The sequence below is a fragment of the Streptomyces sp. NPDC038135 genome, assembly GCF_055601245.1.
Genome location: NZ_JBVJXS010000004.1, coordinates 582,076 through 608,953, shown reverse-complemented (window position 1 = coordinate 608,953; position 26,878 = coordinate 582,076). Strand labels below are relative to the sequence as shown.

Annotated in this window: 42 protein-coding genes; 5 read left to right on the top strand and 37 right to left on the bottom strand. The window is 71.4% G+C overall.

All coding sequences use genetic code 11. From position 1 onward, the window contains the following. Positions 1 to 20: 20 nt before the first annotated feature. From ACZ7JA_RS14550 to ACZ7JA_RS14420, 27 genes are all read right to left on the bottom strand, one after another. Positions 21 to 551, bottom strand: coding sequence for a DUF7426 family protein (locus tag ACZ7JA_RS14550; protein ID WP_470808430.1), 531 nt, complete (start codon positions 549 to 551; stop codon positions 21 to 23). After that, positions 551 to 1,027, bottom strand: a complete 477-nt coding sequence (locus ACZ7JA_RS14545; RefSeq protein ID WP_470808428.1) for a phage tail tube protein — start codon at positions 1,025 to 1,027, stop codon at positions 551 to 553. The genes ACZ7JA_RS14550 and ACZ7JA_RS14545 overlap by 1 nt, the downstream gene beginning before the upstream one ends. A 9-nt stretch (positions 1,028 to 1,036) precedes the next feature. Continuing rightward, the gene (locus tag ACZ7JA_RS14540; protein WP_470808425.1) at positions 1,037 to 1,474 is read right to left on the bottom strand and encodes a minor capsid protein; all 438 of its coding nucleotides are present in this window, start codon (positions 1,472 to 1,474) and stop codon (positions 1,037 to 1,039) included. Next, positions 1,471 to 1,821: a hypothetical protein gene (locus tag ACZ7JA_RS14535; RefSeq protein WP_470808423.1), complete on the bottom strand. Its 351-nt coding sequence runs from the start codon at positions 1,819 to 1,821 to the stop codon at positions 1,471 to 1,473. The genes ACZ7JA_RS14540 and ACZ7JA_RS14535 overlap by 4 nt, the downstream gene beginning before the upstream one ends. Before the next feature lie 11 nt (positions 1,822 to 1,832). Then, positions 1,833 to 2,150 (bottom strand): hypothetical protein, encoded by a 318-nt coding sequence (locus ACZ7JA_RS14530; protein WP_470808421.1) that lies wholly within the window; start codon positions 2,148 to 2,150, stop codon positions 1,833 to 1,835. Next, positions 2,144 to 2,857 carry a hypothetical protein gene (locus ACZ7JA_RS14525; protein ID WP_470808419.1) on the bottom strand — a complete coding sequence of 238 codons (714 nt, stop codon included), beginning with the start codon at positions 2,855 to 2,857 and terminating at the stop codon, positions 2,144 to 2,146. The genes ACZ7JA_RS14530 and ACZ7JA_RS14525 overlap by 7 nt, the downstream gene beginning before the upstream one ends. Positions 2,858 to 2,862: 5 nt before the next feature. Next, entirely contained in the window at positions 2,863 to 4,125 is a 1,263-nt protein-coding gene (locus tag ACZ7JA_RS14520; protein WP_470808417.1) for a hypothetical protein, read from the bottom strand. A gap of 73 nt (positions 4,126 to 4,198) precedes the next feature. Continuing rightward, complete coding sequence (locus ACZ7JA_RS14515) at positions 4,199 to 4,708, bottom strand: hypothetical protein (protein WP_470808414.1); 510 nt, start codon at positions 4,706 to 4,708, stop codon at positions 4,199 to 4,201. Between the two features lie 3 nt (positions 4,709 to 4,711). Next, positions 4,712 to 5,086 carry a hypothetical protein gene (locus tag ACZ7JA_RS14510; protein WP_470808412.1) on the bottom strand — a complete coding sequence of 125 codons (375 nt, stop codon included), beginning with the start codon at positions 5,084 to 5,086 and terminating at the stop codon, positions 4,712 to 4,714. Next, positions 5,083 to 6,033, bottom strand: coding sequence for a major capsid protein (locus ACZ7JA_RS14505; protein ID WP_470808410.1), 951 nt, complete (start codon positions 6,031 to 6,033; stop codon positions 5,083 to 5,085). Before ACZ7JA_RS14505 ends, ACZ7JA_RS14510 begins: the two co-directional genes overlap by 4 nt. Positions 6,034 to 6,053: 20 nt before the next feature. Beyond that, positions 6,054 to 6,851: a hypothetical protein gene (locus ACZ7JA_RS14500; RefSeq protein WP_470808407.1), complete on the bottom strand. Its 798-nt coding sequence runs from the start codon at positions 6,849 to 6,851 to the stop codon at positions 6,054 to 6,056. Positions 6,852 to 7,004: 153 nt separating this feature from the next. Then, a complete protein-coding gene (locus tag ACZ7JA_RS14495; RefSeq protein WP_470808405.1) occupies positions 7,005 to 7,289 on the bottom strand; it encodes a hypothetical protein in 285 nt (94 codons plus the stop codon). Positions 7,290 to 7,301: 12 nt separating this feature from the next. After that, on the bottom strand, positions 7,302 to 9,809 hold the full coding sequence (locus ACZ7JA_RS14490) for a phage minor capsid protein (RefSeq protein ID WP_470808403.1): 2,508 nt from the start codon (positions 9,807 to 9,809) through the stop codon (positions 7,302 to 7,304). 16 nt (positions 9,810 to 9,825) lie between these two features. Beyond that, on the bottom strand, positions 9,826 to 11,337 hold the full coding sequence (locus tag ACZ7JA_RS14485; RefSeq protein WP_470808401.1) for a phage portal protein: 1,512 nt from the start codon (positions 11,335 to 11,337) through the stop codon (positions 9,826 to 9,828). Continuing rightward, positions 11,318 to 11,554: a hypothetical protein gene (locus tag ACZ7JA_RS14480; protein WP_470808399.1), complete on the bottom strand. Its 237-nt coding sequence runs from the start codon at positions 11,552 to 11,554 to the stop codon at positions 11,318 to 11,320. Before ACZ7JA_RS14480 ends, ACZ7JA_RS14485 begins: the two co-directional genes overlap by 20 nt. Further along, positions 11,554 to 11,727, bottom strand: coding sequence for a hypothetical protein (locus tag ACZ7JA_RS14475; protein WP_470808397.1), 174 nt, complete (start codon positions 11,725 to 11,727; stop codon positions 11,554 to 11,556). The genes ACZ7JA_RS14480 and ACZ7JA_RS14475 overlap by 1 nt, the downstream gene beginning before the upstream one ends. Beyond that, positions 11,727 to 13,004 carry a PBSX family phage terminase large subunit gene (locus ACZ7JA_RS14470; protein ID WP_470808395.1) on the bottom strand — a complete coding sequence of 426 codons (1,278 nt, stop codon included), beginning with the start codon at positions 13,002 to 13,004 and terminating at the stop codon, positions 11,727 to 11,729. The genes ACZ7JA_RS14475 and ACZ7JA_RS14470 overlap by 1 nt, the downstream gene beginning before the upstream one ends. Beyond that, positions 12,991 to 13,551 carry a helix-turn-helix domain-containing protein gene (locus ACZ7JA_RS14465; protein WP_470808393.1) on the bottom strand — a complete coding sequence of 187 codons (561 nt, stop codon included), beginning with the start codon at positions 13,549 to 13,551 and terminating at the stop codon, positions 12,991 to 12,993. The genes ACZ7JA_RS14470 and ACZ7JA_RS14465 overlap by 14 nt, the downstream gene beginning before the upstream one ends. Before the next feature lie 72 nt (positions 13,552 to 13,623). Continuing rightward, the gene (locus tag ACZ7JA_RS14460) at positions 13,624 to 14,106 is read right to left on the bottom strand and encodes a hypothetical protein (protein ID WP_470808391.1); all 483 of its coding nucleotides are present in this window, start codon (positions 14,104 to 14,106) and stop codon (positions 13,624 to 13,626) included. Between the two features lie 205 nt (positions 14,107 to 14,311). Further along, complete coding sequence (locus ACZ7JA_RS14455) at positions 14,312 to 14,461, bottom strand: hypothetical protein (RefSeq protein WP_470808389.1); 150 nt, start codon at positions 14,459 to 14,461, stop codon at positions 14,312 to 14,314. A gap of 77 nt (positions 14,462 to 14,538) precedes the next feature. Continuing rightward, positions 14,539 to 14,751, bottom strand: coding sequence for a hypothetical protein (locus ACZ7JA_RS14450; protein WP_470808387.1), 213 nt, complete (start codon positions 14,749 to 14,751; stop codon positions 14,539 to 14,541). A 71-nt stretch (positions 14,752 to 14,822) separates the two neighbouring features. Further along, entirely contained in the window at positions 14,823 to 15,407 is a 585-nt protein-coding gene (locus ACZ7JA_RS14445) for a hypothetical protein (RefSeq protein WP_470808385.1), read from the bottom strand. After that, on the bottom strand, positions 15,404 to 15,916 hold the full coding sequence (locus tag ACZ7JA_RS14440) for a hypothetical protein (RefSeq protein ID WP_470808382.1): 513 nt from the start codon (positions 15,914 to 15,916) through the stop codon (positions 15,404 to 15,406). Before ACZ7JA_RS14440 ends, ACZ7JA_RS14445 begins: the two co-directional genes overlap by 4 nt. Next, entirely contained in the window at positions 15,916 to 16,272 is a 357-nt protein-coding gene (locus ACZ7JA_RS14435) for a hypothetical protein (protein ID WP_470808379.1), read from the bottom strand. Before ACZ7JA_RS14435 ends, ACZ7JA_RS14440 begins: the two co-directional genes overlap by 1 nt. Positions 16,273 to 16,574: 302 nt before the next feature. After that, positions 16,575 to 17,426, bottom strand: a complete 852-nt coding sequence (locus ACZ7JA_RS14430) for a protein transporter Sec31 (protein ID WP_470808377.1) — start codon at positions 17,424 to 17,426, stop codon at positions 16,575 to 16,577. Between the two features lie 74 nt (positions 17,427 to 17,500). Then, positions 17,501 to 17,695, bottom strand: a complete 195-nt coding sequence (locus ACZ7JA_RS14425; protein WP_470808375.1) for a hypothetical protein — start codon at positions 17,693 to 17,695, stop codon at positions 17,501 to 17,503. Positions 17,696 to 17,825: 130 nt separating this feature from the next. Continuing rightward, positions 17,826 to 18,044, bottom strand: coding sequence for a hypothetical protein (locus ACZ7JA_RS14420; RefSeq protein WP_470808373.1), 219 nt, complete (start codon positions 18,042 to 18,044; stop codon positions 17,826 to 17,828). Positions 18,045 to 18,232: 188 nt separating this feature from the next. On the opposite strand from ACZ7JA_RS14420, the gene ACZ7JA_RS14415 reads away from it, so the two are divergent. From ACZ7JA_RS14415 to ACZ7JA_RS14405, 3 genes are all read left to right on the top strand, one after another. Next, entirely contained in the window at positions 18,233 to 18,541 is a 309-nt protein-coding gene (locus ACZ7JA_RS14415; protein WP_470808371.1) for a hypothetical protein, read from the top strand. Positions 18,542 to 18,545: 4 nt separating this feature from the next. Beyond that, a complete protein-coding gene (locus ACZ7JA_RS14410) occupies positions 18,546 to 18,941 on the top strand; it encodes a DUF6221 family protein (protein WP_470808369.1) in 396 nt (131 codons plus the stop codon). 72 nt (positions 18,942 to 19,013) lie between these two features. Further along, on the top strand, positions 19,014 to 19,250 hold the full coding sequence (locus ACZ7JA_RS14405) for a hypothetical protein (RefSeq protein WP_470808367.1): 237 nt from the start codon (positions 19,014 to 19,016) through the stop codon (positions 19,248 to 19,250). A 47-nt stretch (positions 19,251 to 19,297) separates the two neighbouring features. Here the strand turns inward: ACZ7JA_RS14405 and ACZ7JA_RS14400 are convergent, their stop codons facing one another. Continuing rightward, entirely contained in the window at positions 19,298 to 21,337 is a 2,040-nt protein-coding gene (locus ACZ7JA_RS14400; RefSeq protein WP_470808364.1) for a hypothetical protein, read from the bottom strand. A gap of 114 nt (positions 21,338 to 21,451) precedes the next feature. Between ACZ7JA_RS14400 and ACZ7JA_RS14395 the strand changes: the two genes are divergently transcribed. Together ACZ7JA_RS14395 and ACZ7JA_RS14390 are read left to right on the top strand one after the other, a co-directional pair. Continuing rightward, the gene (locus ACZ7JA_RS14395; protein ID WP_470808362.1) at positions 21,452 to 21,736 is read left to right on the top strand and encodes a sigma-70 RNA polymerase sigma factor region 4 domain-containing protein; all 285 of its coding nucleotides are present in this window, start codon (positions 21,452 to 21,454) and stop codon (positions 21,734 to 21,736) included. Between the two features lie 42 nt (positions 21,737 to 21,778). Further along, positions 21,779 to 21,994 carry a hypothetical protein gene (locus ACZ7JA_RS14390; protein ID WP_470808359.1) on the top strand — a complete coding sequence of 72 codons (216 nt, stop codon included), beginning with the start codon at positions 21,779 to 21,781 and terminating at the stop codon, positions 21,992 to 21,994. Between the two features lie 79 nt (positions 21,995 to 22,073). On the opposite strand, the gene ACZ7JA_RS14385 is transcribed toward ACZ7JA_RS14390, so the two are convergent. The 9 genes from ACZ7JA_RS14385 to ACZ7JA_RS14345 form a co-directional block, all read right to left on the bottom strand. Further along, positions 22,074 to 22,241, bottom strand: a complete 168-nt coding sequence (locus ACZ7JA_RS14385; protein ID WP_470808357.1) for a hypothetical protein — start codon at positions 22,239 to 22,241, stop codon at positions 22,074 to 22,076. Next, positions 22,238 to 22,984: a hypothetical protein gene (locus ACZ7JA_RS14380; protein WP_470808355.1), complete on the bottom strand. Its 747-nt coding sequence runs from the start codon at positions 22,982 to 22,984 to the stop codon at positions 22,238 to 22,240. The genes ACZ7JA_RS14385 and ACZ7JA_RS14380 overlap by 4 nt, the downstream gene beginning before the upstream one ends. Before the next feature lie 101 nt (positions 22,985 to 23,085). Continuing rightward, positions 23,086 to 23,259 carry a hypothetical protein gene (locus ACZ7JA_RS14375; RefSeq protein ID WP_470808352.1) on the bottom strand — a complete coding sequence of 58 codons (174 nt, stop codon included), beginning with the start codon at positions 23,257 to 23,259 and terminating at the stop codon, positions 23,086 to 23,088. Next, positions 23,256 to 23,831 (bottom strand): hypothetical protein, encoded by a 576-nt coding sequence (locus ACZ7JA_RS14370; protein ID WP_470808350.1) that lies wholly within the window; start codon positions 23,829 to 23,831, stop codon positions 23,256 to 23,258. The genes ACZ7JA_RS14375 and ACZ7JA_RS14370 overlap by 4 nt, the downstream gene beginning before the upstream one ends. 3 nt (positions 23,832 to 23,834) lie before the next feature. Beyond that, entirely contained in the window at positions 23,835 to 24,440 is a 606-nt protein-coding gene (locus ACZ7JA_RS14365; protein WP_470808348.1) for a DUF6085 family protein, read from the bottom strand. Positions 24,441 to 24,475: 35 nt separating this feature from the next. Beyond that, positions 24,476 to 24,619 carry a hypothetical protein gene (locus tag ACZ7JA_RS14360; protein WP_470808346.1) on the bottom strand — a complete coding sequence of 48 codons (144 nt, stop codon included), beginning with the start codon at positions 24,617 to 24,619 and terminating at the stop codon, positions 24,476 to 24,478. Continuing rightward, a complete protein-coding gene (locus ACZ7JA_RS14355) occupies positions 24,616 to 24,855 on the bottom strand; it encodes a hypothetical protein (protein ID WP_470808344.1) in 240 nt (79 codons plus the stop codon). Before ACZ7JA_RS14355 ends, ACZ7JA_RS14360 begins: the two co-directional genes overlap by 4 nt. An 81-nt stretch (positions 24,856 to 24,936) precedes the next feature. Next, positions 24,937 to 25,965, bottom strand: a complete 1,029-nt coding sequence (locus tag ACZ7JA_RS14350) for a DNA-methyltransferase (RefSeq protein WP_470808551.1) — start codon at positions 25,963 to 25,965, stop codon at positions 24,937 to 24,939. Then, positions 25,959 to 26,786 carry a DNA adenine methylase gene (locus ACZ7JA_RS14345; protein ID WP_470808341.1) on the bottom strand — a complete coding sequence of 276 codons (828 nt, stop codon included), beginning with the start codon at positions 26,784 to 26,786 and terminating at the stop codon, positions 25,959 to 25,961. The genes ACZ7JA_RS14350 and ACZ7JA_RS14345 overlap by 7 nt, the downstream gene beginning before the upstream one ends. Positions 26,787 to 26,878 lie beyond the last annotated feature (92 nt).

Genomic DNA, 26,878 nt, shown 5'->3' with positions numbered 1-26,878 from the left:
GCCGAGGATCTGTTCCCACGTCAGCTCTGCGGCCGACCCCTGCCCCGACCGCTTCGGCGCTTGGATGCCGCCCTCGTACCACTCGTAGAGGCCGGTGACCGGGTCGTAGTCACCGCAGCCGACACCGAGGAGCCGCGCTGTTCCTGCCGACGCTCCGCTCGGTTCCTCGGGGCTTTTCCCGGCTGCTGGCCTGTCCGCCAATACTGCTCGGCGGCCTCCTTGTCCGTGGTGATCCAGAACATCGCGGTCAGCGCGACGTGCTTGAACGCGCCCCACTTCAGCTCTGTGCGGAGCCGCTCGTAGGCGTCGCCCAGGCACATCCGGTACAGGTCCAGCTCCTCGTCATCGCCGAGGACCGGAGCGTCCGGGAGGGCCGCGCCGGACGCGAGGCGGGCCGCCATCGTGCTGATCCGCTCGATCCGGAGGCCGTCCTCGGCGGAGGGCTCCTCGATGCGGTAGACGCGGACCTGCCCGTCCCGGCCCTTCACCGGCAGGTCCAGGTACTCGTCGAGGAAGCTGTCCAGCGCCTCGAACGTGTTGCCGCCCGCCATCAGGCGACCGGGTTGTCGATGAGCTCGAGCGGCCCGTCGCCGGTGAGGGTGACCTCGACCTGGTCCAGAGCGGTGGCCTCTCCGCCGGACTCCGCCCACGTCACCAGCGCCCTGCCCTCGTAGGCCTCCGGGAGCCCGTTGCGGTCGTAGCGGCGGACGTGCACGTACGACGCTGAGCCGGAGGAGTACGAGGCGATGCGGAGCGCCTCGTGGGTGGGGTGGTACGTCTTGACCGCGTCGTTGATCTTCCTGTTCAGGGTCAGACCGAGCTCCCAGGCCTGGCCGGTTTTGGTGCTACCGGCCCAGCCGCCGGAGTCGTAGTCGGTGGAGTCCTCGATGTTCGGCTCCGCGGACGGCGACACGTTGGTCACGCCCATGACGCGCTGCCAGTCGGGCGTCTCCTCGGTGCCCATGTTCAGGTCGACAGCCCAGCGTCGGGCGAGCGCGGTGACCTCGGTGGGGGTGGGTGTGGACATGCGGTCCTCCTACTCGTACAGGTGGGGCCCGGACCGCACGGTCCGGAGGTAGTAGTTGCCGGTCAGCTCCATGCGGCCCCGGTCGTCCTGACCGATCCACGCCTGGGACTGCCGCCACGACAGGGCGACATGGACGCCGCCGGCCGTGTAGTGCTCCCGGTGGTGCAGCGCCGAGAAAACGTCGTTGCCGAGCTGCACCAGGTCGGTCGGGTCCGTGCCCGCGCGCATGCGGACCTGAACGCCGGTGATCGCGTTCGTGGTGTCGTCGTCGGCCACCGGATACGAGGTCAGGCCGAGTGCCCGGTCCGGGTCGTCCGGCATGCGGCCGAGGACGATCGCTGTGCTGTTGTCGGGCAGGACGTCGTCGGGTGAGTACACGCCGATGCCCTCGGCCGCCAGGAGGACGGCGATCCCGGTGAGGAGGTCGACGTCATGGGTCGGGCTCACCGCAGGGCCCGCCTGATCTGTGTGGCGATGAGTGCCTGCACTTCCTGACGGGAGGCGTTGAGGCTGTTCTCTAGGTACTTGGCGGTCCGGCCGGGGGCGTGCCGCCACTCCAGCTCTTCGTGCTGGCGGACGGCGTACGGGCTGTCGTAGCTGACTGCGGCGGCCAGCGACGAGGCATCCACGCTCGCCACGCCGGACCGCATCAGGGCCGCCTCGTCGAGCGGCACGACCTGATTGCTCAGGCCGAGGACGTGCTCGGCGCCCAGGTACAGGCCGCGGACCGCTCCTTGGCGCATCGCGGCGCCGGCCGCAGCTCCATCGAAGTTGAGTCGAATGCTCTGCGGCATGGGCCCTCCCGTTACTCGAGTTGCAGTTCCACGTGGTCGGGTGTGGGCAGGCCGCCACTGTTGCGGTCCTTGAGCTGGATGACGCGCGTGATACGGCCGGACGGCAGGGTCACGCGGGAGCGCGCGGGCGCCTGCGTCCCCGGGTCGACGAAAACGGTGCTGGTGGAGGTGACCTCGTCGCCGCCCGGGGTGCGGACGTTGCGTGTCTGTTCATCGACGAAGCAGTGCTCGATGACCACAGGCGGCCCGTACTTGGGGCCCTTGCTGGTGTCGCCGAGGTACGGCTCGATGGTGACCTGGTGCCGCATCACCCAGCGCGGGATCAGCATGTCGTCACCGCGCCCATGCGGAAGATGTCCGGGGTCAGGGCCGGGTCGTGCAGCGCGTCCCACACTTCGGGGGCGAGCTGCCGGGCCGGGGCGTCCTCGCCGGACACAGCGGTCACCGACCGGCCGAGCTGCACGCTGCCGATCGCGATGGAGCCCCAGCCGACCGCGTCCGCGCCGGACGGGTCCGCGCCGGTCTCCTGCCACCATGCGGCCTGCGCGCACACGGCATCCCGCAGAGCGGCCGCGACCAGCGGGTGCGTGGGCATCCCGTCGGCATCGACGTCGTACCAGCACAGGCGCAGCACCAGCCGGTCCAGCATCCGTGACGCAGTCCGCAGGCGGGCCGCTGTTGTGGACTGCGGGGTGTTGCCGCTGACGGCCTGGTACTCGGCGACCGTGGCGTACACGCGGCCGGCCCGCAGCTCGGTGACCGTAACCGTCTCGGACGACGAGACCGGCGCCCCGTCCTTCGTCCCGGACCACAGCACCAGGTACGGGCCCGGAGGGAGGTCGACGGCCGGCGTCCAGGCGTACGCGTGAAACCCAAGGCTGGGGTGGGTGACCCCGGTCGCGGTGGGCGCCACGATGACCGCGCCTGTGGCCGAGCTGGTGATGCTGACCGTAGGAGTGGCGTCGAGGTCGACGAGAGGGCCGCCCTCGTAGGCGAACCACTGGGAGACCAGCGTAGTGGCCTGACCTGCGATCACGCCTGTCACGGCTCCACCCCCAGGTTCTCCAACCTCAGCCGCCACGGATAGTCGGCGTGGGCATACACCTTGGACGAGGCGTCCGAGCTCGAGCCCTGGTGGACCAGCGCCACCGTCACCTTGCCGCTGCCGTCGATGTGCGCCGGGCCGGCGACGAACATCTCGCCCCCGCTGACGTAGTTGAACGACAGGCTCGGGTACATCGCCGGATGCCCCTGCGGCAGCGGCGAGCTGCCGCCCGATCCGCCGTAGACCGCGATCGCGCCCGCGCTGCTGAGCAGTGCCCAGTCCAGGTAGTGCGAGCCGACGTACATCATCGCGGCGGACACCCGAATGCGGTCACCCGCGCTGGCGGGGATGGAGCACGCGAGCGCCGTGCCGGCCGACGTCTGCACCACTGTCCAGCCGGGCGACGCCGGCAGGCCACCCAGGTTGTCATTCGTGATCCGGACGGTGGCCGTCCTGATCGGGGAGCTGCCCCCGCCGCTGGCGGCCGGCGTCTGCCAGGTTGCTGCGGAGCCGGATGTGGCGGTGAGCACCTGCCCGATGGTCGGCGTGCCGGAGACCGCGATCCCGTTGACCTTGGCCACCTTGGGGTTCGGGTAGGTGTCGCTGAGATCGCCGCCGGCCGTACCGGTCGGCGGGCGTGGGTCGCTGAGGCGGGAGTCGTCTCCGGCCGCGACCGTGCCGGTGATGGCGCCGACGCTGCGGGTGGCCGCGTCGCCAAGCCCCAGGTTCTCGCGGGCCGTGGCTACGTCGGCGAGGTCCGCAAGGTTTTGCGCCTTCTGCGCCGCCCCGGCGAGCCGGGAGTCATTCCCAGCCGCCACGGTATTGGCGCCGGTGCCGACGTTGAGGACTGCGGCCCCGCCCAGGCCCAGGCTGTTGCGCGCCTGCGCGGGGTTGGCGAGGTCGCTGAGGTTCGCGCTCTTCTGTGCGGCGCCAACGATGCGGGAGTCGTTGCCCGCAGCGAACGTGCCCGACGACGTGCCAGCCGTCGGCGCGGGCGGGGTGCCGTGGCTGTGGTCGCCGCGCGCGTACTGCACGCTGGCGCCCGCGCTGGCTGGCAGCCCGTAGCTGGTCGTGGCCGTCACGGAGTTGGCGGGGATGCCGCCGCTCGCCCCGGCGACGGCCGAGTCGACGTAGGCCTTCGGCGCGGCCGACCGGTCGGTGTCCGGGATCGTGTCGTTGAGGACCAGGTCGCCGGTCATCGTGTCCCCGGCCCGGCTCACCTTCTCGCCGCTGCTGCTGACGTATCCAGTGGCTGCCATGGCGCCCTCCTTCCGGGACGGCGCGAGGGAGCCGCCAGGACGGCGGTTCCCTCGCGGTGATGAGCCGGTCCGGCTACGCGGACGCGCCGATGATGTGGATGTCGTACGCGACCGAGGAGCCGCCGCCGGAGTTGGCGACCTTCAGCAGGTCCCCGGTACCGGAGGTGACCGCGTAGCCTGCGTCCCCGGCGCCGGTACCGACCGCGATGAACGCGCCAGGGCGGAGGGTCACGGTGCCGGTCGCGCCGAGCAGCGCGGCCCACGCGTTCGAAGCGGCGTTGCCGATCACGACGTTGTTCGTGTTGCCGTCGGCCGCCGCGATGATCAAGCCCTTGATCTGGGCGAAGCTGATCGTCGCCCCGAAGGCGTCGGTCAGGGTGCCCGCCAGGTCGAGATCCTCGCTCGCGGATGCGGCCAGCGACCGCCGGTCGGCGAACACCCTGTCCGCCTTGCCCACGCCGGTGCCGGAGGCTAGCGACATGGACCGAGCCAGGGACTGCGGTGCTCGGCCCGTGCCCAGGTCCAGCGCGCTGCTCAGCTCGGCGTAGGCCGAGACGGCGAGCGTCGTTCCGGAGAGCGGCATCCGCTACGCCTCCTCGCCGTACTTCGCGACGAGCACGTCCTTCGTCAGGCCCGGGATCTCCTGACGCTCCTGGTCGGACACAGCCCGCTTCAGCGCGTAGTCGATCCAGTCCTGCTTGGACGCGGACTTGGACGGCGGGTCGCCGGCCTCCTCCTGCTGCTCCTTGAACTCCTCCTCGGCTTCGGCGCGTTCGCCCTCCGTCGAGGTGAGCGCGACGCCGGGGGAAGCCTGGGGCCGCTTGAGGACGCTGTCCGGGGTGACCGGGCCGGGCTTCTCGTCGCCTTCGAGGCGCCGCCAGTTCGGGAGCGCGTCGAGGCGAGCGTCCGCCTCCTCGCGCTCGACGGTGTCGCCGTTGTTCTCGTTGTAGTAGCGGATCATGCGGCGTCAGCTCCCTTGATCAGTACGGCGCGGTTGGGGTCGAGGGTCTTCGTGCCGTACAGGCAGTCGACGGAGACGACCGTCTGCTTGTACTTGATGTCGTAGTCGTAGACGACGCGGAGCGCGAAGCCGGAGTAGTTCATGATCGTCGCGTCCTGGGCGCCCGGAGGGACCTCGAGGGTGCGGGTGACCAGCGCGAACGCGGTCTTGTGGAAGGCGATGTCGACCTCGGTGGTCGGTTGCCCGGTGGTGGGGCTCGCCGCCGGTCCGGCGATGTTCTGCGTCATGTACGGGTCGAAACCCGAGACGCGGGCGCCCATCGACGCCTCGAGGAGGCCTTCGGTGGAGCCGCGGTGGTCGGCCTGCCGCCACGTCTTCTCGGCGACCCAGCGGGCCTTCGTGCGCGGGCCGACGACGACGCGGCGGTCCATGGCGGGGACGTTCTTCGTGTCGAGGAGGGCACCGGCCTCGATGAGGACGCGGGAGTCGGACCACGGGTAGTGGCCGCCCGGGTAGTTGTAGTCCTCGCCGGCCGCGTTCTCGCTGACACCGCCCACTTCCTGGGTGATGTCGTCGCGCAGCGCGAGGATGTCCCGGTCGATCTTCTGGGCCATGGCCTCCATCGCCGGGTCGAGGAGCTGCACGCCGAAGTCGTTGATCTCCAGGTTGAGCTGCTCCGTGGTGACCGTGAAGGACACGTCCGGCATGTGGTTGAGGACGACCGGGAAGCCGGACTCGGTCGCGTTCTGCGGCACGATGCCGGTCGCCCTGTTGAACTCGTTCGCCGTGAACACCGCGGGCTTGCGCACGGTGATCGTGTCGCCGACGCGGCCGGCGAAGTCGGCCTCGTAGTCGCGGTGCACGAGCTGCGCCATGTGCGTCGTCTCGTACAGCGTGGCCAGGGCCCGGCGGGCGATGGTGTCGGGGGTCAGGAACGTGTTGGCCATGGGGCCCTCTCTCTACGGGATCAGCCGCCGGAGCGCGCCTTCCGGCGTGCCTCGCGGTGGGCTTCGATGGAGTCGTCCTTGGGGCGTCCTCCGGTGCCTCCGGAGAAGTCCCCTGCAGTGCGCGCGGGCGCCTGGCTCGCGGCTTTGAGCTTGGGGTTGTCCGCGACCGCGGCCTTGATGGCGGCGGACACGGCCTTGCCGAACCCTTCGTCGGACGGGTCGAGGCCGGCGATGGACTTCAGGAAGGTCCGGCTGTCGGTGAGCGCGTCCGGGTCGGCGCCGTGCTTCGACGCATTCCGGTACACGGCCAGCTCGACAGCGGTCTCCCGGTGCGCCGCCGTGGCCTTCTCGATCTGCGCGGTGAGCGCGGCCGGGTCAGGCGGGGTGTCTTTGTCGTCCTTGACCAGACCGAGCGCCTTGCCCAGCTCCTGCACGATCTTCGTGCGCGCCTCGTCGGCCGCCTGCTGCTTCGCGCTCGTCCGTGCCTTCGCGGCCTCGCCGTTCGCCGCCTTCAGCTCCTTCTCCAGGCGGGCGATCTTCGCGGCCGGGTCCTCGTCGCCCTTCTTCGCGGGCGGCTTGGGCTTCGGCTTACTGTCCGCGCCGGTGTCGCCGCCGGAGGTGTCGTCGTCGCCGGTCCCGCCGGCATCGTCGTCTCCTGCGTCGTCGCCCGCGCCGGTGTCGTCACCGCTGTCGCCGCTGTCGGATCCGGAGTCGCCTCCGTCCCCGCCGTCGGCGTACAGGAACGGGTCGAAAGGGCCCGTGCTGTAAGGGTGAGCCCAGCCGGAGCCGGCCAGCCTGGGGAGGGTTCGCTTCTGCATGCGTGCACTCCTGGTGCGCGTCGGAATGGTTCGGCCCCGCGCCCGGCGGGGGTTGTGCGATCCGACCCGCACCAGGCGGGCGGAAGATCAGGCGCCCGGATCCGGGCATGCGAAAGGGCCCGCACAAGGCGGGCCCATCACGAGAAGGTGCTGCTAGTAGACGATGTCCGGCGAGTCCTCACCGGCCGGCACGCTCGGCACCTGTGGCGGCTGCCCGGACGTCTGCGGTGCAGGCACCACTGCCCTCGCGGTGAGATACACGGCGACCTCGTCACCAGGTCCGGTCGGGGTGTAGTACGGGCCGGTCGGGGTCAGCGGCTGCGGCCCGTCCACCAGGGCGATCATGTTGGGGCGGGTGGCGTCGTCAGCGGCCCACTGGCGGCCGTCGTAGGCGACCCAGCGGGCTGGATCGGTACGCGAGTCCACTCTCCAGGCCATGCAACCAGCCTGTCACAGGGTGGCCAGGCAGCCAAGCACGAACTGCTGGAGCTGCAGGCCTCCGAAGCTGCGGGCGGAGCGTCCGAACAGATCCTGCAGGCCGACCTGGAAGGCCTCCGAGGAGACCGATGCGGGGTCGTCGGGAGCGCCTCGCTCGTAGGTCTTCCCTGCGTACGCGTCCGCCCACAGGTCTTCGTAGGTCAGCTCGCCCTGCCGGTAGCCCGATCCCGGATAGATCGCCAGCATCTCCTTGGGCAGCTCGAGCATGCCGTCCTTCATGGCACGCCTGCGGACCAGCGTGTACTCCAACTCGCGCAGGCCGGGCACGTACTGCTCCATGCGGTGGCCCAGCTCGTGCGTGGCGACCTCCGCTGCGTACGAGGAGAAGGCGCCGTTGTACCAGCCCGGGGCGGACCGGTCGAGGGCGAACAGGTCGATGCCGGATCCGCCCATCCCTGCACCGTAGTAGGCGCGGTCCGAGCCGATCAGTGCCATCGGGGTGTCCTGCATCGCGGCGAGCCACTGCCTGGGGAAGTGCCCCAGCGCCTCGCCCAGCAGATCCTCCCAGTCCTCGCGGACCGCGGTCGCGGTCGCGCCGCGCTTGGCGATCAGCTCCGCGCTGGCCAGCTCCGTCTTCACCTTCCCGCCCAGCTTGCGGACGTCGGCGAGGAGCGTGCGGATCGTCTCCGCCTCCCGCGCCGCGACCGCGATCTGCGCATCACGCAGCGCGTCAGCGTCCGGCGTTTCGGCCTTGGCGAGGCGCCTGACCTCCTCACGCAGCTCGGCGAGCACGGAGTCCTGCAGGTACGCGTCCTGCAGGTCGTCCCGCAGCGACTCGCCTACGTCCAGCACGCGATCGAGGTGCTGCTGGTACTCCTCCGGCGGCAGCAGGTTGCCGAACGGGTCCTTCTGGTACGTGTACTCGTACTTGGCGGGCTCCGTCCGGCTCAGCCACGAGCTGTAGTTGCCCGGGTCGCCGCGAAGGAAGGCATCGCGCTCCTCCTTCAAGCCCTCGATGCTGTTCTCGGTGATCCGGATGTTGCTGTCGATACGCCACGTCGCCTCCTCAAGCAGGTCAGGACGCTTGTACTTCGGCGTCCTCTTCCGCTTGAACTCGGCCTCCTTCTCGGCGACGAGCTTCTCGCGTTCGGCCCGGTAGCCCTTCAGCTCCTTCTCGAACTCGCCGATGCGAATGTCGTAGCCGAGCTGCTCGGGCGCCACCTGCACGCGCCGTGCGTCCGCCCACTCCTCACGGCTCTTCGGCAGCGCCTGGCGGACCTCGTCGATGCGGTCCCGGGTCGCCTGCGACACGCGAGCCTGCGGCTTCGGCGGCTCCGGCGGCTTGACGACCTCCGGCTCCGGCGGTGTCACCGGCTGCTGCTCGGCGAGCTGCGCCTGCTGCTGCGGCCTGGGCTTGGCCAGCTGCTCGCGGTGCGGCTTGCGCGGCATGCCCGACTCATCGACCAGCTCACGGATCTTGCCCTGGTACGCGCGCACCCGCGCGTTCGCGGCCTTCCGCGTCGGCTCGTCGATGGCGGCCTCGGCACGCCGCTTCCACTTGCGGACCTGCCGCTCCAGGTACCGCTGCTGCTGGGACTGCTCGTACGTGCCCCGCGCCGGGACAGGCTCAGGCTCCCGGGTCAGCCCGGGAAGGTACGCGCTGACGCTGTGGCGGCAGTTCGGGTGGAGCAGGCCTGCGGCCCGCGCCTCCTCCAGCGAGCCGGCGACCTTCACCTCGACCATGCGGTCGTCCTCGAGAGCGTGCTCGACCTCGATGGTGCGCGCCCCGGCATCGCCGGAGCGGACGAGTACCTTGCCTTCCCAGCGGCGGCACAGCGGGCATTCCTCGGACGCGCGGGAGACGATCACCAGGTCGACTCCGGCGTCACCGAGGCGGTCCGTGTGCGCCTCGACCGCGGCCCGGCCCACAGTGGAGCGGGTGGCCATCTCGATGTACGAAGCCAGGTTCCACGAGCGGCCGGACGTGTCGGTGAAGCCGGTGATCCCGCGGTTGGCGAAGGCGTCCAGCGCCGACTGCGCGGCTTGCCTGCGCGTCTGCGCGCCGGTGAGCGGGGCGGCCGACGCGCGGGCGATGACGTCGCGGTACACGTCGACCGACTCGCGCAGGATCCGCAGATGCACCGGGCGAGTGTCGTGGACCAGTGCCGCGGCGAGTCGGTCGATGGAGGCCGCGTTCGGGATGGCGTCGGCGACCGCCTGGGTGACGCCCGCCGGAAGCGCGCCGAGCTCGGCCACGGCCGCCTGCTGCCCGCGCCGGTACGCGTCGGCGACCGCCTGACGGATGGCGCCGGACGCGTCGTCGGCCAGCGCGTCCACCACGGAGCGGACGCCGGTCTGCAGGTTCCCCAACGAAGCCAGCTTCTGCTCCACCCAGTTCGGGGCGTCGATCCCTTCGGCGGCCGCATCACGGATCCGCTGGGTGAGGACCATCTCCACCTGCTCGTACAGGGTGGAGACGTTGGAGGTGAGGTCTTCGGCCATGGCCGGCGATACGGGCACGGCCGACCACCACCTTCTACGGGAACGCTCCGGTCTGCATCGGGTCGGGAACGGCCATCCCCTGCTCCTGCATGATCCGGTCCACCTCGGTCTGCACCTGCGCGTCGTCCCACTCCGGGTGCACCCAGCGCACCTTCGTGTCGATCGACGCGGCCTGCGCCTGGGAGAGGACGTTCACGGTGTTCGCGAGAGATAGCGGGTCCTCCTGCACGGAGTCCTCGAACTCGACCGTGGGCCGCTGCGGGGTGGTGCTGCCGCCGAACACCTCGCGGTCCACGGCGAGCAGTGCCTCAGTGACGTGCGCGAGCGCCGGCCGCCAGCGCAGGATCTTCCGGCCGCGGGTCGTCATGCTGCGCCGCTCCCTGGCGACGACCTCGGTAGCCGTCGCCGCGGCGTCACCGCCCAGCCCGAAGGTCTGCCCGGAGTAGCCAGCCGATCTCAGGATCTGGTTGACCAAGTCCTCGGCGGTGTCCCTGTGCTCGGCGACGCGGATGGAGAACTGCGCGACCGTCAACTGTGAGCCGGAGTCACCTCGCGCCAGCATGTCCAGCCCAGCGAAGGCTTCACGGTCAGGGTTCCAGGTCGCTCCGCGGCCGGGCCCGTTGGACTGCAGGTAGGCGCTAGGGGTGATGATGCGGCCCTTGCCGAGCCGGATGTCCCGCATCCACGACGAGTAGGTCTCATCGAGGGCGTCCATGAGCGGCTCGACACCGTCCAGGTCGGACCGGCCGAGATCCTGCAGGCGCGGCTTGCACCGCCAGCGGCGAGAGGCCTGGTTGGCGATGTAGGCGACGTCCAGACCGTCGTAGCCGGTCGGGATGGCGCCCTGGTCGTCAACCAGCTCGGCGAACCCTTCGGTGGCCGGGTTGTCCTCGAGCGGCACGGGCCGGCCCAGCTTCTCCCGCGAGCCCTGGTACAGGCCGTGCAGGATCACCCCGGACTCGTGTCGCTCGAGGTGACGCCACACCTGGCCGTCCTGCTCGCCCACCACGCGCCAGAACGTCACCGCGGCGAGGCGGCCCCATCGGAACTCGGGCACGGCGCGGTCGGCGTGGACTGCGTCCAGCCAGGGCCGGTCGCTGATGTCGGTGTCGTACACGGGGCGCAGGTACACGCCGCCGAGCGCGGCACCGACCTCGGCTGCAGTCTGCAGGGTGGCGAGCATCCCATCGTCGGCGAGCTTGTCGAGGCGCTTCTGCGTGGTGTCGTCATCGACGGTCAGCTTCGGCGGCTCGGAGAACAGCAGGTCGGCGCTGCCGCCGCACAGGTCACCGGCGATCGGCACGTGTAGCTTCGTGCGCCGCTCCCCGGGCCCGACCGGGGTGCCCCACCACCAGCGTGCGAGCCGGCCGACGACTCCGCCCGCGTACTGCATGCGCTTCGGGTCAGGGCCGCCGCTGCCGCCGCCGTACAGCGTCTCGAGGCGGTCGGGGTCGCCGGACCACCACGTGTCCCACGTGTCCATGCAGTCGAGGACGGGGGCGAGGTAGGGGGGCGGCCAGGCCATGTCATCCGTCGGCAGCGGCACCGGGCACCTCCTCGTCATCCAGAGCGGCGCGCTCCACGGCGTTAGCGGCCTCGCGCAGGGCGTCGGCGAGCGCCGGCCGGAAGTCCTCGACCTGCCCGTCGCGGACCTCGAGCGTGAGGGTTCCCATGGCGTTGACGACCTCGCCTACGCCGATGGTGATGGGCAGTTCGATCTCCGTGTTGATGGCCGAGGCCGGGACGGTCACGCGCATGGCCATCACACGCCCTCCCGTTCCATCAGCAGGTGCGCCAGGCTCAGCCAGGACGTCGCGAGCTCGTCAAGCCGTTCCATCAGGGCGAGATTCGTCTCCATCTCCGCTGCGCGCAGCAGGCGCGCCGCGTGCTCGATCGCAACGTTCGGAGTGATCGGCGTCTGCGGAGTCTCGGGCATCAGGCGGCCACCTCCAGTCGGCTCGGCATATGGGGCCGCCACAGGGCCTCGGTCGTGCGGACGCCGTAGCGCAGCGCGTCACAGGAGTGGTCGTCCTGCTTGATGGGCTTGTCCTCGCCCTTCTCTGCTGCGTCGTCGTCCCAGGAGTAGCCGGGGATCTCCTCGATCAGCCCGGCCGCCGACGGGTGGATGCGCAGCCGGTCTCCAGCGAACAGCGAGCTGACCGTGCGGATCCCGTCCACGACCGAGTTGTCCGCGGCCGTCACGCCGGACACTCCGTCGCGGTGCAGCTGCTCGATGTACGACGCGGCCGACGGGTCGACGATCGTCCACTCCGGCTGCACACCGAGGATGTTCGTGGTCGGCTGCGGCACGGATGCCAGCCAGCGGCGCCGCGCCAGGCTGTACTCGGCGTCGGTCATCTTGCGGCGCTCGGCCCGGGAGTCCCACCGGTACTCGGACACGACGTACAGCCGTTGGTCCGTGCCGAGTCCGATCAGCAGGTCTGCGTACGGGTTGGTGGTGCCGTAGTCGATCGCGTCGCACAGCCAGCGGTCGATCGGCGGCAGGTCGGCCGTGATGTGGCGCTCCGGGTCGAACGCTTCATAGATGGCGCCCTCGGCCTGCACCCAATGGCCGAGGATGTTCCGCCGATAGAAGAGCCCGGTGTACGTGGTCTTCAGGAAGGCGACGTACTGCGGGTCCAGGTACGGGTTGTCGTCCAGGGTGAAGTGCCAGGAGCGCAGGCCGGTCTCCGCCGGCCGCTTGAGGTACTCCTTGCGGAACCAGTGCGCCGGGTTGTCCGGGTTGGTCGTCGTGAAGATCCGGGCCCCGGTGACCGAGCAGCGGGCGAGGAGCTGGTCGAAGAACGTTTTCGGGAGTGTCGTCGCCTCGTCCACGTACGCGCCCGAGCAGGTCATGCCCCTGACTTTCGGCTCGGCTTTCGCGTCGTTGGCGCCGAGGATGTGCACGACGCGGCCCATGATGTAAGCGATCGGCGCGCCCGGGTTGTACTTGACCTGCTTCGCGAGCGGCCCGAACACCTCCGGGTTCGTCAGCGGCTGGATCACGTTGCGGTACAGCGAGTCGCGGGTGCGGCCCACCATCACCAGCTCGCCGCCGGTCGGAGCGTCCGCGACGAACGCCAGCCAGCAGATCAGCGACGCGATCGTCTTGCCCGAACGGACCGATCCCTCCCAAGCATTGACGCGCGCCGTCGCCTCGACGACAGAGATGATCTGCTTCCGGGACAGCGGCAGCGCATCAAGGAGACTCACCCTCCGCCTCCTCGTCGGCGGCCTCCTCGCGGACTGCGTCGTCGTACGCAGCCTTCAGGCCGACCATCAGCTGGCCGAGCATCGAGCGCGCGTCCTCGGCGCCGGTGTCCTCTGCGGGCGGGACCAGCTTCAGCGACTTCTCGATCGCGATGCCGGCCGCGGACATGAGGTTCTTCTGCGCGTCGGCGGGCGGCTCCGCGAGGACCCGGCTGTTGTAGTCGTTCTCGGCGCCGCCGAAGTTGAAGACGGTGTACCGCTGCCAGAGCCGTTCGGTGAGCTGCTCGGCGTCGGTCTGCAGCGCCTCGGCGAGGATCAGCCGGCGCTCCTCGAGGTCGGCTCTGCGCGCGCGGGTGGCTTCTTCGGTCCGGGCCCGGTCGAACGTCAGATTCATCCGGGCTGCTTGGACGCTGACGGTGCGCTGTCCGCGGCCGATACGGCGGGCGATCTCGTTGCGGCCCAGGCCTTCGGCGTGCAGGCGGCGGATCTCGGCGCGCTCCTCGTCGGTGACGGGCGCGTTGTACGTGTCGGAGTCCTGCTGGCTGCTCACCCGGATCACCTCCTCGCGGACATGCAGAAGGCCCGGCCGTGAGCGGGCGGCCGGGCCAGTCAGTGGGGTGGGTCAGCAGGCGTCGTACTTCCAGGCGCCGCCCTCGCGCGTCCACGGCTGCTGCGCCTGGTCGAACTTGGGCAGGCCCGCGATCTTGTAGGTGACGCGGGCGAGGTCGCCGGACACCTGCGCCTGTACGTCGGTCGCCGGGTGATCGGTGCCGTAGTCGGTGTTCGCCTGCTTCACCTCGGGCGCGTACGCCTCGGGGGCGATCTGCCCCTTGCACCGCTTCGAGAGCATGGCGTAGGCGGTGGTGGCGTCGCCCTTGAAGTAGGCGGCGGTGTAGGCCTTCACGGCGTCCTCGAGCGCGCTGGTGCCCGCGGCGGTGGGGCTGGCGCTCGGCTCGGCGGAGCTGCTGCTCGCGCTGCTGGCGGCCGGCGAGCTCGGCTTGGCTGTGGCGCTCGGCTTGGCGTCGGCGTCGTCGCTCGAGGAGCAGCCGGTGAGAGTGGCGAGAGTGGCTGCGCAGAGTGCGGCAGCGGTGAGCCTGGTGTTCATGGTCCCCCCATGGAACGCGTGGTTCTGTCGGGGGTCATGATGCCGGATCTGCGTCTGTTTCCGGGCACGCCAAATCTGCGGCCCATAGTGGAGGACGATCAGCGGGAACGTCAAGCTAGGTTGAGGTTCTGGCGCGCGCGGGCACGAGAAAGCCCCGCCATCGACGGGGGGCGACGGCGGGGCTTTCTCTCAGTGTGGCAGGGCGTCAGCTCTCCTGCTCCTCCTTCGGGGTGCCGGGCACAGGCTTGTCCCCGGCGGGGAAGTGGCCGCCGCGCGAGGCCTGGTAGGTCGTCTCGTGCCCCTGGAGGCGGGGGTCGTCGGGCTCGATCGGCTTCGGGAATCCGAGGGGTGCCATGATGGCGCTCCTGTCTCGTGTCGGGATGGGTGGACCGGGGCGGCCGACTAGCTGCCAGGCGGGCGGCCGCCCCGGGGTCAGTGGGTGTGCGGCAGCGTGATCGGCTGCGGCCGCGAGGTGACGTACGCGCGGGGGAATGCCTCGTAGATCGCGGTGAGGACGGCACGCGTGATACGGCCGAGCTCCTCGTCGCCGTGCGCCTCCACGGGGGTGACGATCACGGTCACGACCGAGCGGCGCAGGATGCCGCGGCGGGCCTCGCAGGTGGTGACGATCTCGTGGGTGAACACAGGCCTCCAGCCGGTAGATGGGCCCGTAGACGGGCGGTAGATCGGGGTAGATACGCCGGTAGACGTGCAGGTCAGGCGGCGGTAGACGGGGCGGTAGATGTCTCCTCGGCGGCGGCCGGGGAAGGGGTCAGGTCGGCGCGCCGGACGCCCCTCGTCGGGCTCTTACTGCCGGGCGCCTTCACCTTGGGTTGGACGGGGATGCCCAGGGCCTCCAAACGGGCCCTCAAGTCGGCCACCTTCCAGCCCTCTCCGTGCCCCCTCTCCTGGAGGTAGGCGAGGACCGTGCTGAGGTGCACCGCGTCGGCCTCTCCCATGGCCTCGAGGAGCAGGGTTCGGACGGCTTCGACGTCGGGTGCCGGTGAGCCCTCCTCGACGGCCGGCGCGGGGGTGCGCTTCCCGGCTCGCCAGGCTGCGACCAGCCAGGTGGCGCTGAGCAGCCACATGAGGGAGGGCACGGCCCGCACGATCCGCCACAGCAGGTAGAGGCCGAAGACGAGGGCGGCGAGGCGCAGCCAGCAGCCGAGGGCGGCGCGCCAGCCGGTCAGATCCTGGCGGCGGCCGCGCGCGACCCAGGCGGCGAGCCTGTTGCCCAGGGCGCGGGTGGCTGCGGAGCTGCCGGCGGCGAGGCGGATGGCGGGGCGGGCGAGGCGGCTCACAGGATGCCCGCTCCCTGGAACGCGGCGACGACGCTGTCCCCTGCTGCGTTGAGGGCGCTCGGCAGCCACTGCAGGGCGCCCGCGACACCAGCGGTGAGCAGGAACGCGCTGCCGACGAAGGCGCCGCCGACGATGCGCCGCTTGTCCGCCTTCCCGGCCTGCTTGTACGCCAGGCTGACCAGGAACACGGCGAGGACAGCGACGACAGCGCCAGTCGCGGACAGGCCGGCGAGCTGCCCGCCGCTGAGCCCGGCCGCGCCGCTGGTGCCGGTGGCCTGGCTGCTGACGCGCCCCCCTGTGCCGTTGGCGACACTGCCGGTGTGGTGGTGGGCCCAGCCGAGGATCCCGCCGGGGCAGGCCGCGGCGCACGCTGAGGCGCCGAAGCCCTTGCCGAAGGCGCTGAGCTGCTTCATCTCGCGGCCGCCCCGGTACCAGGGGTGCAGGTTGGCGACGAGGACGATGAGGGCGGCGAGCAGCCCGCCGAGGGTCAGGGTCGTGGTGCCGTTCATCAGCGGTGGACTCCGGTGAGGGCGAGGATCGGGTCGAACCAGTCGAAGACGCCGAGGGCGCCGAGCAGGGCGGTGACGAGGAGGAAGCGGGGCACGGCGCGGCCGGTGCGCTTGTCGAGGGCCCAGGCGGTGGTGAGGGCGACGCCAGCGATCACGTAGGCGGCGCCGATACCGGCCTCGGTGCGGGCCTGGTGCAGGGTGTGCGCCCAGATCCCGACCGGACTGCGGCCGCCCGCCCACGGGGTGAGCGCGGCGAGGATCGCGACCAGCATCCGCCAGGTGACCAGCGCGTCCCACAGTCGCTGCCACAGGCGCGGACTGGGCTCCGGATCGGGATCCGGGCTGGCCAGGAGCACCTGGTGAACGTGTCGGACTTCGACGGTCCGCGGGCCCGGATCGGGCGGAACGGGCATGGGTGCGGGGGGCGCGGGCGGCGGTGGTGGAGGCGGCGGGGTGCGCCATGGCGGCGCTTCACCGGGCTCTGGGGCTCGGGCGGGGAGCGGCGCCCCGGCGGGGATGACGCGGGTCGGGGTGACGGGGCGGCGGGGCTCTGGGATGGACATGGTGGGCTCCTGGTGGCCGAAGGGGCGGGCGCCGAGGCGGCGCAGGTAGTGGCGGGCGCGCAGCTCGTCTCCGTCGGGCGACGGCTGCGCGCCCATCAGCCGGCCAGCCGGATGTAGCGGCCGACGGTGTCCGCCTTCGCGTTGGCGTCGGCGACCTTGCGGACGTAAGCCAGGACGCGATCCTGCTCGCGGATCCCGGAGTCCAGCGCGGTCCGGACCGCGTCCTTGATGGTCATGGGCCCGGCGGCGGGCGGCTGCGGATCGGCATCCGGATCGTCCGCGGACTGTCCGGACTGGTCCGGATCCGCGGATCCGGAATCCGCGCTGAGCGCCTCCAGGCGGCGCTGCTCGGCGATGAGGGCAGCTTCGCCGCGGGCGAGCTCGCGGCGGACAGGGAGCAGGCCGAGCTGAGCGTTGAGGCGGGCGCGCCGCTGCGTGAGCCACTGCTGGGTGCGTGGATCCAGCGGCTTGGCGTGCACGAGCATCGCGAGCTCCGTGCCGCCCTTGGCGAGCGCGGACACGCAGGCGCCGACCGCTCCGATCACCAGCTCGTCGCTGACGTACCCGTCCGCGATCATCGCGGCCATGGCGACGGCGAGGGCGACCCGGCCGAGTCGGATCGCCGTGCGCACGCGGACCGGGTCGGTACGCAGCGCCCATCGTGCGGCAGTGGCCATGATCCAGAGGAGGTCGAAGGCGGACGCTGCGCCGTACGCGGCGGCGGCGACCGTGATCCTGCTGAGCAGCGAGCCGATGCTGGCCGTGGACCAGGAGACAGCTGCGATCAGGAGGATGGCGGCCAGCACTGTGATCGCGACCCTGACGATCTGGTCCCAGTCGCGGGGTGCGGCAGGGATCTCGATGTACTCGGTCTCTTCGATCAGCTCGGTGTCGCCGTCGACAGTGTGCGGAACGATGCGAGTGCGCGGGATGCGCTCGGTCTTCACGGTGCTCCTCCGGGAGCTGACGAAGTGGCCGCCCCCGCTGGGGGATTTACGGGGGCGGCCGGTCGGTGGGTGGGTCAGCGGGCGGGCCGGTACCAGCGCCGGCCGGACTCTTGGGCGCGGTCGCGGTCCTCCCACGCCTGACCCTGGGCGGCGGCACGGCGGGCGCCCGTGGTCTTCGCGCGGCGGAACCGGCCCGGGTCGCCGGTGACGGATGCTCCGGCGGCCGGGTAGCTGCGCGTCGTCTGCGCGTCACGGTTGAACCAGCCCATCAGGCGTGCCCCCGTCCACTGCAGCTGCCGCAGGGCTTCCAGACGCTGACCTGGCTGCCGTCGCCGTTGATCGTGGTCTCCGTGTGACCGCCTTGTCCGCCGCAGTCACCGCAGGAGGGGCCCTGGTAGCTCATGCGGTCACCGCCGGGAGCCAGGCGGCGGGGGTGCCGTGCCAGCCGATGGGCTGGCCGACGGTCCACTCGCGGCCGTCGGTCATGCGGACCTGGTGGACGTCGCGGGCCATGCGGGCGGTGTAGCTGCCGGCCGCGATGACCTTGTACGCGTTGCCGTTGGCGTGCTGGACCTCGCCGGGGCTGGGCTGCTCCGGGGTGTGCTCGGTACGCTCCATGGCGGACCTGCTCCTTTGATCGCTTCGGGGTGGGTCCACCCCCGGCCATATGGAGCGGCAACTCCGGCCGGGGGCTTTGTACTTGATGGCTCAGGGTTGCCCCCGGGCCTGTATGGTGACCATACACCAGTTGTGCGGTCACCATACAGCCTCTGGGGAAAGGCCCGCCGGATCAGGAAGGCGCGGGCGTGGCAGACGACGAGGAGGTGCAGCGAGTGTTCGAGGCTCTTGACGCCGTGGAACGCATCGCCGACCCGGAGGCGCGGTCTCGCGCGCAGGCCGAGATCACGGCGGCGACGCGCGAGCGGAGCGCCCGCTGGAACGCGGAGCGCGGCGTGCTGGCCCGCCGGCTGAAGGACGAGGAGAACGAGTCGGTGCGCGGCATCGCGGCACGCCTGGGCATCAAGCCGGCGACCGTCCAGGATCTACTGCGCGGCTACAAGGGCTCGGGACGGAACCGTCCGGCGGCAGGGGAGCGGGAGGCGTCGGATGGATGAGCTGGTGACGTGGTTGGGCGAGGTACTCGACACCGACGAGGAGTGGGCGCGCGCTGCTGCCGCGGAGTACGGCTCGGTGTGGACTGTGGACATGTCTATGGGGAGCGTGACCAGCGACACCGGGGCGGACGTAGTCGCTGAGCCGCACACGCCGCAGGACCACATTGCGGAGTACGACCCGGCGCGGGTGCTGCGCGAGATCGACGCCAAGCGGCGGATGATCGAGGTCGCCCCGGCGCACGCCTCGGCGGTCGACGCTGAGCATGGCTGCTGCCACCTACCGGATGAGATCCTCGCGGGCGACTGCTCGAACTATCCGCCATCTCAGCTTCCGCTGCTGCGCCTGCTCGCGCTGCCCTACGCGGACCGGCCCGGCTACCGCGAGGAGTGGCGGCCCTAGCCCGCGCGCGCCCATGCCCCCGTCTCGCGGGTCGAGGCGGGGGCTCCGTCATGCCCGGCCTAGGATCACGCCGTGAAGATCCCCGAACCCCTGATCGAGCTCGAGCGCACTGCCGAGATGGAGCGCGCCCGCATGGCTGGGCTGGCCGGCCCGGAGTACGACGAGCAGTGGCGGCGCTGGCGACAGGCAGCGGAGGCGGTGCAGGCCGCGATCACGGCGCACGCTCAGGAGGCGGGCGTCAACCGGTACGAGCTGGAGCAGGCCGTGAAGACAGCGGTGCGGCACGCCTCGCAGGATCCGGCGGAGTAGCACCGGATGCGAGCGGCCGCGCCCGCGGTGACGCTGGATCCATGGCTTCAGCCCGTGTCGTCGTCTCCCCGCCCGCCCAGAACGGCGGGCGCCGCGTCTACGTCGACGGGCAGCCGCTCGGGACCGCATTCAGCCTGCACGACCTGGCGGTGTTCCTCGAGCGCGCAGGCCTGGAGGGCTGGGACGAGCTGGACGTCGCCCAGCACGCGGAGCTGATCGACTGGCGCGGCGGCGGACCGGACCAGTGGGAGCACTGACCGCGGCGAAGGGACCGGACGGGAGCTGCCCGCCGACGATCCGGTGGGCGCGTCGCTCGAGACGCCGACTGCGGCCGACAGTTCCTCCGTCGGCTCGCTCGTCTCCTCCGCCTGCTCCCCGCTCGGCGCCTCGGCGACCTGCTGCCGCGCCTCGCTGCTCACCTCGACCTGCGCCGGCCGCGCCTCGACGGCCTCGCGCCAGCCCATAAGCGTCCACTGCAGCCCCTTCAGGTGGCGCTCGTGACAGATGGGGTGGTGGCAGTCCTCGCCAGTGATGCGGTCGAATCCCGGGCAGGAGCGCAGGTAGTGACCCACGACGCTCTCCGCGTTCCGCTCGGCCTGGTTCAGCCGGCTGTCGCGCACCATCGCAGCCTTCAGGGTCGCGGCCGTGTCGCTTCCCGTGCAGGCCTGCGTGCCATAGACGTTGGTCGCATGGTCGGTGATGCGCTGCTCCCTCGTGACCTCGACGATGGAGCCGCAGGCGCGGCAGGCGGTGACGTAGCGCCGCTCGTCGCTACCCGGGTCCCAGTGGCGCGCCCACGCGATCTGGCCCGGCTTCGGGGCGGTGGACTGGTCAAAGCGGTCGTACTCCCCGATGGTGTCGGGAACGTCCTTCCAGTGGTGGACGAGGTCGCCACCGGTCAGGCTGAGGCGGAAGACCTTCATCTCGAACGGGGTCGCGTTGAACCAGTAGGTGCGGCCGTTGATGACCCGCTGCCACGCCTCGACGCCGTTGCTGGTGCCGAGCGACTGCCTGGCGGAGATGGACGGCGCCTTGACGACCTCAGTCTCCTGCTGCTCCTCCTCTGCGACCTCCTCCGTCGCCGGCTCCTCGGCGGCGGTCGGCTGCGGCTTCTCGGCGACCGCGACCGCGACCGCGACCGCGACCGCGGCAGGGTGCGCCGTGATCGTCTCGCGGATCGCCTTCACCGACGACACTTCGTGCGTGGCAGGGTTGTCCGGCGTCGTGCCGAGGATGCGCCCGAAGCGGCGGACCTTGCCCGGGGCGCAGTCACGCGAGTGCCAGGTGAGGCTGAACACCCAGCGGTCCCCGCGGTACTCCTCGCGCTCCTCGTCGGGCACCAGCCGGCCGACCTGGACGCTGAGGAACGGCTCGCCCTCGTAGGTGGGTGCGGTCCACCGAGCGGACGTCTTCCAGCCGTTCGCCAGCGCGTGCGCGACGAGGTCGGCGGCCGCCTTCGGGACCGAGTAGCCGGCCGGCGGGGTGGCGAGCAGCTCATCCATGTCCGCCTTGGCGGTGCGGAGCTGCTCGCGCTGCTCCTCCGTGCGCTCGCTCGGGTGGATCCTGCCGACGCTGTGGAGCACCTCGTCCAGGCGCTCGTAGCGCTCGCTGGGAGTCTCCTCGTCCTCCGCCGGCTGCTCCTCGACCGCGGGCTCCTCGACGGCCGGGGCGACGTATCCGACGCGGGCGGGAGCGAGCGCCTCGCGCGCTGCGTCCAGGGTGGGGAAGTCGCGGGGGGTGGTGCTGTTGGGATAGACGTGCTCGGCGGCCAGCTTCTGCGCCGCCTCGACGTTCCAGTCGGCGGCGGGGAGCAGCCAGTGCTGGCCGGTGCGGTGCAGCATCTTGTCGAACTGCTGCGGGTAGCTGTCGCCGAACGACCGCGCGTCCTTGACCATCTTGATCCGTCCGTCGCGGTACAGGTTCGTGACGATCATGAGCCGGTAGGCGAGCTCCTCGACGCGGCCCCGCTCGCCGCCGCTGATGACGGTGTAGGAGGGCCGCATCTCGACCAGCACCAGGTCGCCGCGCCGGACCTTCATGACCTCTGCCTTGGGTGCCGGCTGCTGGGTGTCCTGGGTGATCGTCATGTCTTGCCCCTCCCGTGAGTGCCTTGCGATGTCTTGAGATTAGTGGGTACCCATCAATGATGTCAAGTGGGTACCCACTAGCTTTGCTTGGCGGGTACCCACTAAGCTGGCCCAATGGACAAGCCACCCGCACCGTTTGAGCAGCTCAGCGCCCTAGCGGCAGGTACAGAGAGCCTGGACCAGGCGGTCACTCTCACCCAGGCGCTCAACGCCATCCCCGACCTTCAGAGCTGGCTGCGTGAGCGCCGGCAGCACGTCGTGCGCACCCTGCGCGAGCGCGACGGCATGACCTACACCGAGATGGCGCCGCACCTCGGCGTCAAGCCCGAGCGCGTCAGCGGCATCGCGCGCGGCCACAGCCGCACCCCCCGCAAGAAGGCAGCAGACCAGCCGGAGTGACCCGACGTGCGCGCGCTCGCGGCCCGGGTAAGGCTGGAGCGCATGAGCACAGCGCGCGTCGTCGTCCTTCCGCCGGCCGAGAACGGCGGTCGCCGCGTCTCCGTCGACGGGGCGATGGTCGGGACCGCCTTCTCGCTGCACGACGTCGCTGTGTTCCTGGAGCGCGCGGGCCTCGAGGGCTGGGACGAGCTGGACGTCGCCGCGCACGCCGAGCTGTTTGACTGGCGCGGCGGCGGCCCGGACCAGTGGGAGCACTGACGGGGTGGTGGCGGTCCGGGCGGGGTGCGTAGTCCCCGCGCTGTCCGGACACTGCATCAGCACTTCCGAACCGCCACGCTCAGGATGCCACGTCATCGTCGCTGCGCCGCTCGTTGCTCAGGAAGATCCGACTCGGGCTCCGCATGCCACGCCGCATCCGTCGCACCTCGTGCGCCACCTCGGGGTGCTCTCGCAACAGCTCTACGCGCAGGATCTCCGCGAACTTCCGGGCCTCCTCGTCGTTCATGCCGCGATCACCCCGCCCTCCGTCCAGATCCGCCCGCAGCCCGTGCAGTGCGCCACGGGCGGCCGGCCCTCGCCGCCGTGGATGTCGATGCGGCCGCCGCAGTCGCAGCGCTCCTCGAGGGTCCGCTGCTGCGACCCGATGTCCAGGGCCCGCTCGACGCGCGCGGCCGCTCCTGCGGCGACGCTGGCGATGCGCTTCTCCTCCGTCTCCGTGAGCCGCCTGCATGGGCCGGGCGCGCGCTCGACACGGGCGCACAGCCACAGTGCGGCGTACGGCGCGGTCCGCTGCCCGGTGAACTTCCAGCGGCGCGGGTCCCGCTGGTCGGCGAGCGCCAAGTGCTCCTGCCGCTGCCGCTCCTGGTGGGCGATGCGCGCCTCCCGCAGCGTCCCGTAGTCGGCCCGGCGCGCAGTCGGCATGGGGATCGGTGCGCGCTGGGCGGCGGCCGCGATGTCGTCGGCGCACGCGACGAGCGCGGCCTCGACGGCGTGCATGGTGTCGAGGATTTGGAAGCGGATCGGGGACGGCCGATCGCCGAGCTGCAGCGGGTCCCGCTCGAGGGAGCGGAGGTGCGCGGCCTGCCAGCGTTCGTACTCGAGCTGCTCGGCGTCGGCCTGGTCGAGGCGGGCGAGGTAGCCGCGGAGGCCGAGGCCGAACGCGCCGACCTGGGCGGGCTGGCCGGCGGCTTGACGGAGGTCGGTCCAGTGGAGGGCGATGGTGCGGAGGTGGGTGGCGGCGGTGGTCATCTGGCGCTCCATGTGGCGTGCGGGGCGGTACGGTTGGGCCGCCGGTGAGTTGGGGCGTGCCGTGGGACTGGGGGGTTCGTGGGTGCGCCCCTTCGTCGCGTCTAGGGCTGCTGCTCGCGCTGCTCGAACAGGACCCGCAGCGACTCGTTCAGCTTCTGGTCGAGGACGGCGCGGCGTGCCTCACGTCTCGCCGCTCGCCGCTCGGTGAGGTGTGCGGCGAGGTACCAGCAGCCGATCTGTACGACCAGGACGAGGGCGAGCTGCCAGAGCGTCACCGGTTCCTCGCGATCTCGCAGCGCCCGGTCTCCGTGTGCTGCTCGGCGCACGCCGGCCCGCACCGCTCGGCGAGCTCGGCCGTCCAGGCGGCGATCCCGGCGTACTTCTCCTCGGTGGTGTGGCCGTCCCACAGAGCGCGGACGTCGAGGGGGTCGACGCGCTCGACGTGGCCGAAGAGGTCGGCGTCCCGCGGGCTGATGTGCCAGGAGGCTTGGCGGCCGCCGAGGGTGAGGTAGACGATCTGCCAGCCGGGCTCGTCAACGTCGGGGGCGTCCGCGATGACCGCGCCGTCCGTCATCGCGGCGAGCAGGGCGACGAGGTGCGCGCGCTCCCGGTACGCGCCGTCCCGTTCGTCCACGGCAGCGTCGGCCCGGTTGGTGGCGATGGTGTACGCGGCGCAGACGTCGGCGTAGCTGAGCGGGCCGTCCTTGGGGTGCTGGTCGTCGAGGCTGACGATGCTGCGGCGGACGTACTGCTCGCCCTTCCAGCTGATGGCGTCGCCGCTGGAGTCGGTGAAGACCTCGGGGCCGAGGATGGTGAAGTCGCCGTCAGGGTGCGGGTAGGTGGTCACAGGTCACTGCTCCTTGGGCTGGTTGATGGCGGCACGGAGACGCTGCCGCCAGTCGAGGGCGGTCGGGTCGTCGAGGACGGCGCGCACGCGGGCGATGGTGGCTTCAGCCCGTCCGGCGCGCTGGATCAGCTGCTCGAACCCTTCGACCAGGCCCTCGGCCGTCTGCTGCCTGATGGCGTCCATGCGCCCGACGAGCGTGTCGGCGGCGGCTTGCCGGTACGCCTCGGCGGCTTGGAGCGCCTTGACTTGCTCCTCGGCGTCATGGAGCCGCTTGTCGTGGTTCCCAAGCAGGCAGCGGTGGCCGCGCTCGAGGGCGGCGGCGGTGTCGCCGTGCGGGTCAAGGACGGCCAGGACGGCATCGGCGAGCGCGTGGCGCTGCTCGATGGGCAGGTCGCAGTCGGCGTCCTTCAGCGCGTCGGCGACCGGCTCGCGCAGCGGGGACTCCGCGGGCTCGTTCGCCGAGGACGGGGCCGCTGCTCCGCTGTGCAGCAGGTCATCGACGGCTGTGGGGTCGGGGCAGTCCAGGCGGGAGCACGTGATGTGGCCGCCGTTGCCGAGGAAGAGGCTGGCGCCTCGACAGGCCGGACAGCGGCCCTGTACCTGGCTCATGGGCTGGGTCACTTCTTCCTCCGTCGTCGCTCAGCTCAGGCAAGGGCCCGGCGCTCCTCGCGGCCGGGTCGGGGGTCGGGGGCGTCGTCGGGGATCACGACCTCGACGCGGGGGCGGTCCCAGGTGGCGCCCCGCTGGGGCACGTGCTCGCCCTGGGGTGCCGAGGACGGGCCGCTCATGCCGCGTCCCGCTGGTCGTGCTGCTCGATGCCGGCCGCGCGGCGCGCCTGGTGATGCCGGGCCAACTGGCGGCGGTGGTCGGCGCGGAGACGGCGCTCGCACCAGCCGAGGAGCAGCGCGACGTAGAACGGCAGGAGGCACCACCAGGAGCCGTGGGCGGCGAGGTACAGGCCGGTGGCGAGGGCGAGGAAGGCGATGAGCGCGGCGATGCGGGCGTCGCGGAGGCTGTTGGTCATCTGGTGACTCCAGGTGGTGAGTAGGATCGCGGTGCCCGGCTGGCCCCTGATTCGCCCAGGGGCCAGCCGTAGCGTTCGTGGTCACGCGGCGAGCGCAGCCTGCTCGGCTCGGCTGGCGGCGATGGCGTGGCAGCGAGGGTCGAGGTCGGCGCCGATGTACTCGCGGTCCAGCTCGGCCGCGGCGACGCCGGTGGTGCCGGTCCCGGAGAACGGATCGAGGACGCGACCGGGCCGCGGCGCGCCGTGCCCGCAGTCGGTCCAGCCGATCGTGCGCTTCGGGCCGAACGTGAATTCACGGAAGTAGCCGCCCAGCACGGCCTTGGCTTCGGCGGCGAGCTGCTGCACCTCGGCACTGTTGCGGCCTGTACCGGTCTGCGTGCGCTGCGCCTTGCCGGCGTCGGAGATCCCAGTCGCCCGGATCGCCGCGAGGTGCGCGTCGGTCAGCCCTGCCTCGGCGGCAAGCTGCATCGCGCGCCGAGCCTGCGGCCGGGACGCGTCCAGCTCTCCGGACGGTGTGGTGATCCGCTGCGCTACGTGCCCACACTCGGTGCACACGGTGCGGGGGCAGGCGAGGAGGATCGCCCTTCGTGCCAGCTCCGTTGGGAACGGGGCGAGGTGCGGGGAGAGGCTGCGCTCAGGTTCGATCAGCCAGACGTCTCCCGGGTTGGCGCCGCGCCCGTACTGCTCGGCGTACCCGGTGAGGTCGTAGTGGTAGCGGCGCGGGGTGAGGTGCAGGACGTACTCGTGGCGGGGGGCGAGTCGGTCCTTCGCAGGGTCCGGGTTGCCGCGAGTCTTCGCCCACACGATCCGGTTGCGCAGCAGCCAGCCGGCGTCGGCGGCGGCGGCTTCGATGCGGCCGGGGATGCCGGCGAGGGCGCGCTTCCAGTAGCTGTCGCCGACGTTGAGCATGACCGATCCGGTCGGGGTGAGGACGCGCCGCCACTCGGTGAGGCAGTCCACGAGCGCGGCGGTGTAGCCGGCCGGGGTGTCCTCCTGGCCGAGTTGTCCGGTGACGCCGTAGTCGCGCTTGCGCCAGTACGGCGGTGAGGTGACGACGAGGTCGACGCTGTCGCCGGCCAGGGGCAGGCGCCTGGCGTCGGCGATCAGCATGCGGTGCACGTGTGGCTCCTCAGCGGCCGGTTGGACCACAGCACTTCCACCCGACTGCGGGTTCGGTCCGGGTGGGAGTTGCCGGCGCTCGCGGTCATCTCGGCCCGATGCCAGCCGGCATACAGCTCGTCGTAGAGCGGGCTGTGGTAGCCGGACAGGACAACGGCAGCCCGACAGTCGGCGAGCGCGGCCGCCAGCTCCTGGTGCTCGGCCTCGCCGCGCATCTCGTGCCGGTAGTTCGGGTGCGACCGCGTGGAGCCGAGGTAGGGCGGGTCGACGTACAGCAGCACCTGCTCGTGCCGCCCGTACTTGGCAATCAGGTCGAGGGCGGGCAGGGCTTCCAGCGACACCATGTGGAGTCGTTCGGCTGCGGACGCGAGGCGGTCGACGTAGCCGCCCAGGCAGGCCGGCAGCGACGTGGAGGTACCCGCGGGGTTGATGTACTGGCGCCAGCCGGTCTTACGGAGGGTGCCGCCGCGGCCCTGGGTGAGGCGTACCCAGACGCGACGGGCGGTCTCCAGCTCGTCGCCGAGGGTGTCCTGGTAGGCGGCGTCGTGTTCGGCCCGGGAGTGCGGGGTGAGGGCGCAAGCGCGGATCAGTTCCTCGGGGCGGTCGCGGAGGATCCGCCAGAACGTCATGAGCTGGCCGTCCAGGTCGGAGACGGTCTCTTGCTTCGCCGGGGTTTTGGCGAGGAGGACGGACAGGCCGCCAGCGAAGGGTTCGACGTAGTGGGTGTGCGGCGGGAGCAGGGTGACGATACGGCCAGCGAGACGCTGCTTCGAGCCGAAGTACGGGACGGGCGGTCGGACGGCTGTGCTCACGGGTGTCCTCTGGAGGGTGTCGGGTGTGATGGCTGGAGTCGGAAGGCGAAGGCCGTCAGGCGGTCTGTCCGGCCGTATCGCGCGGGGTCCTG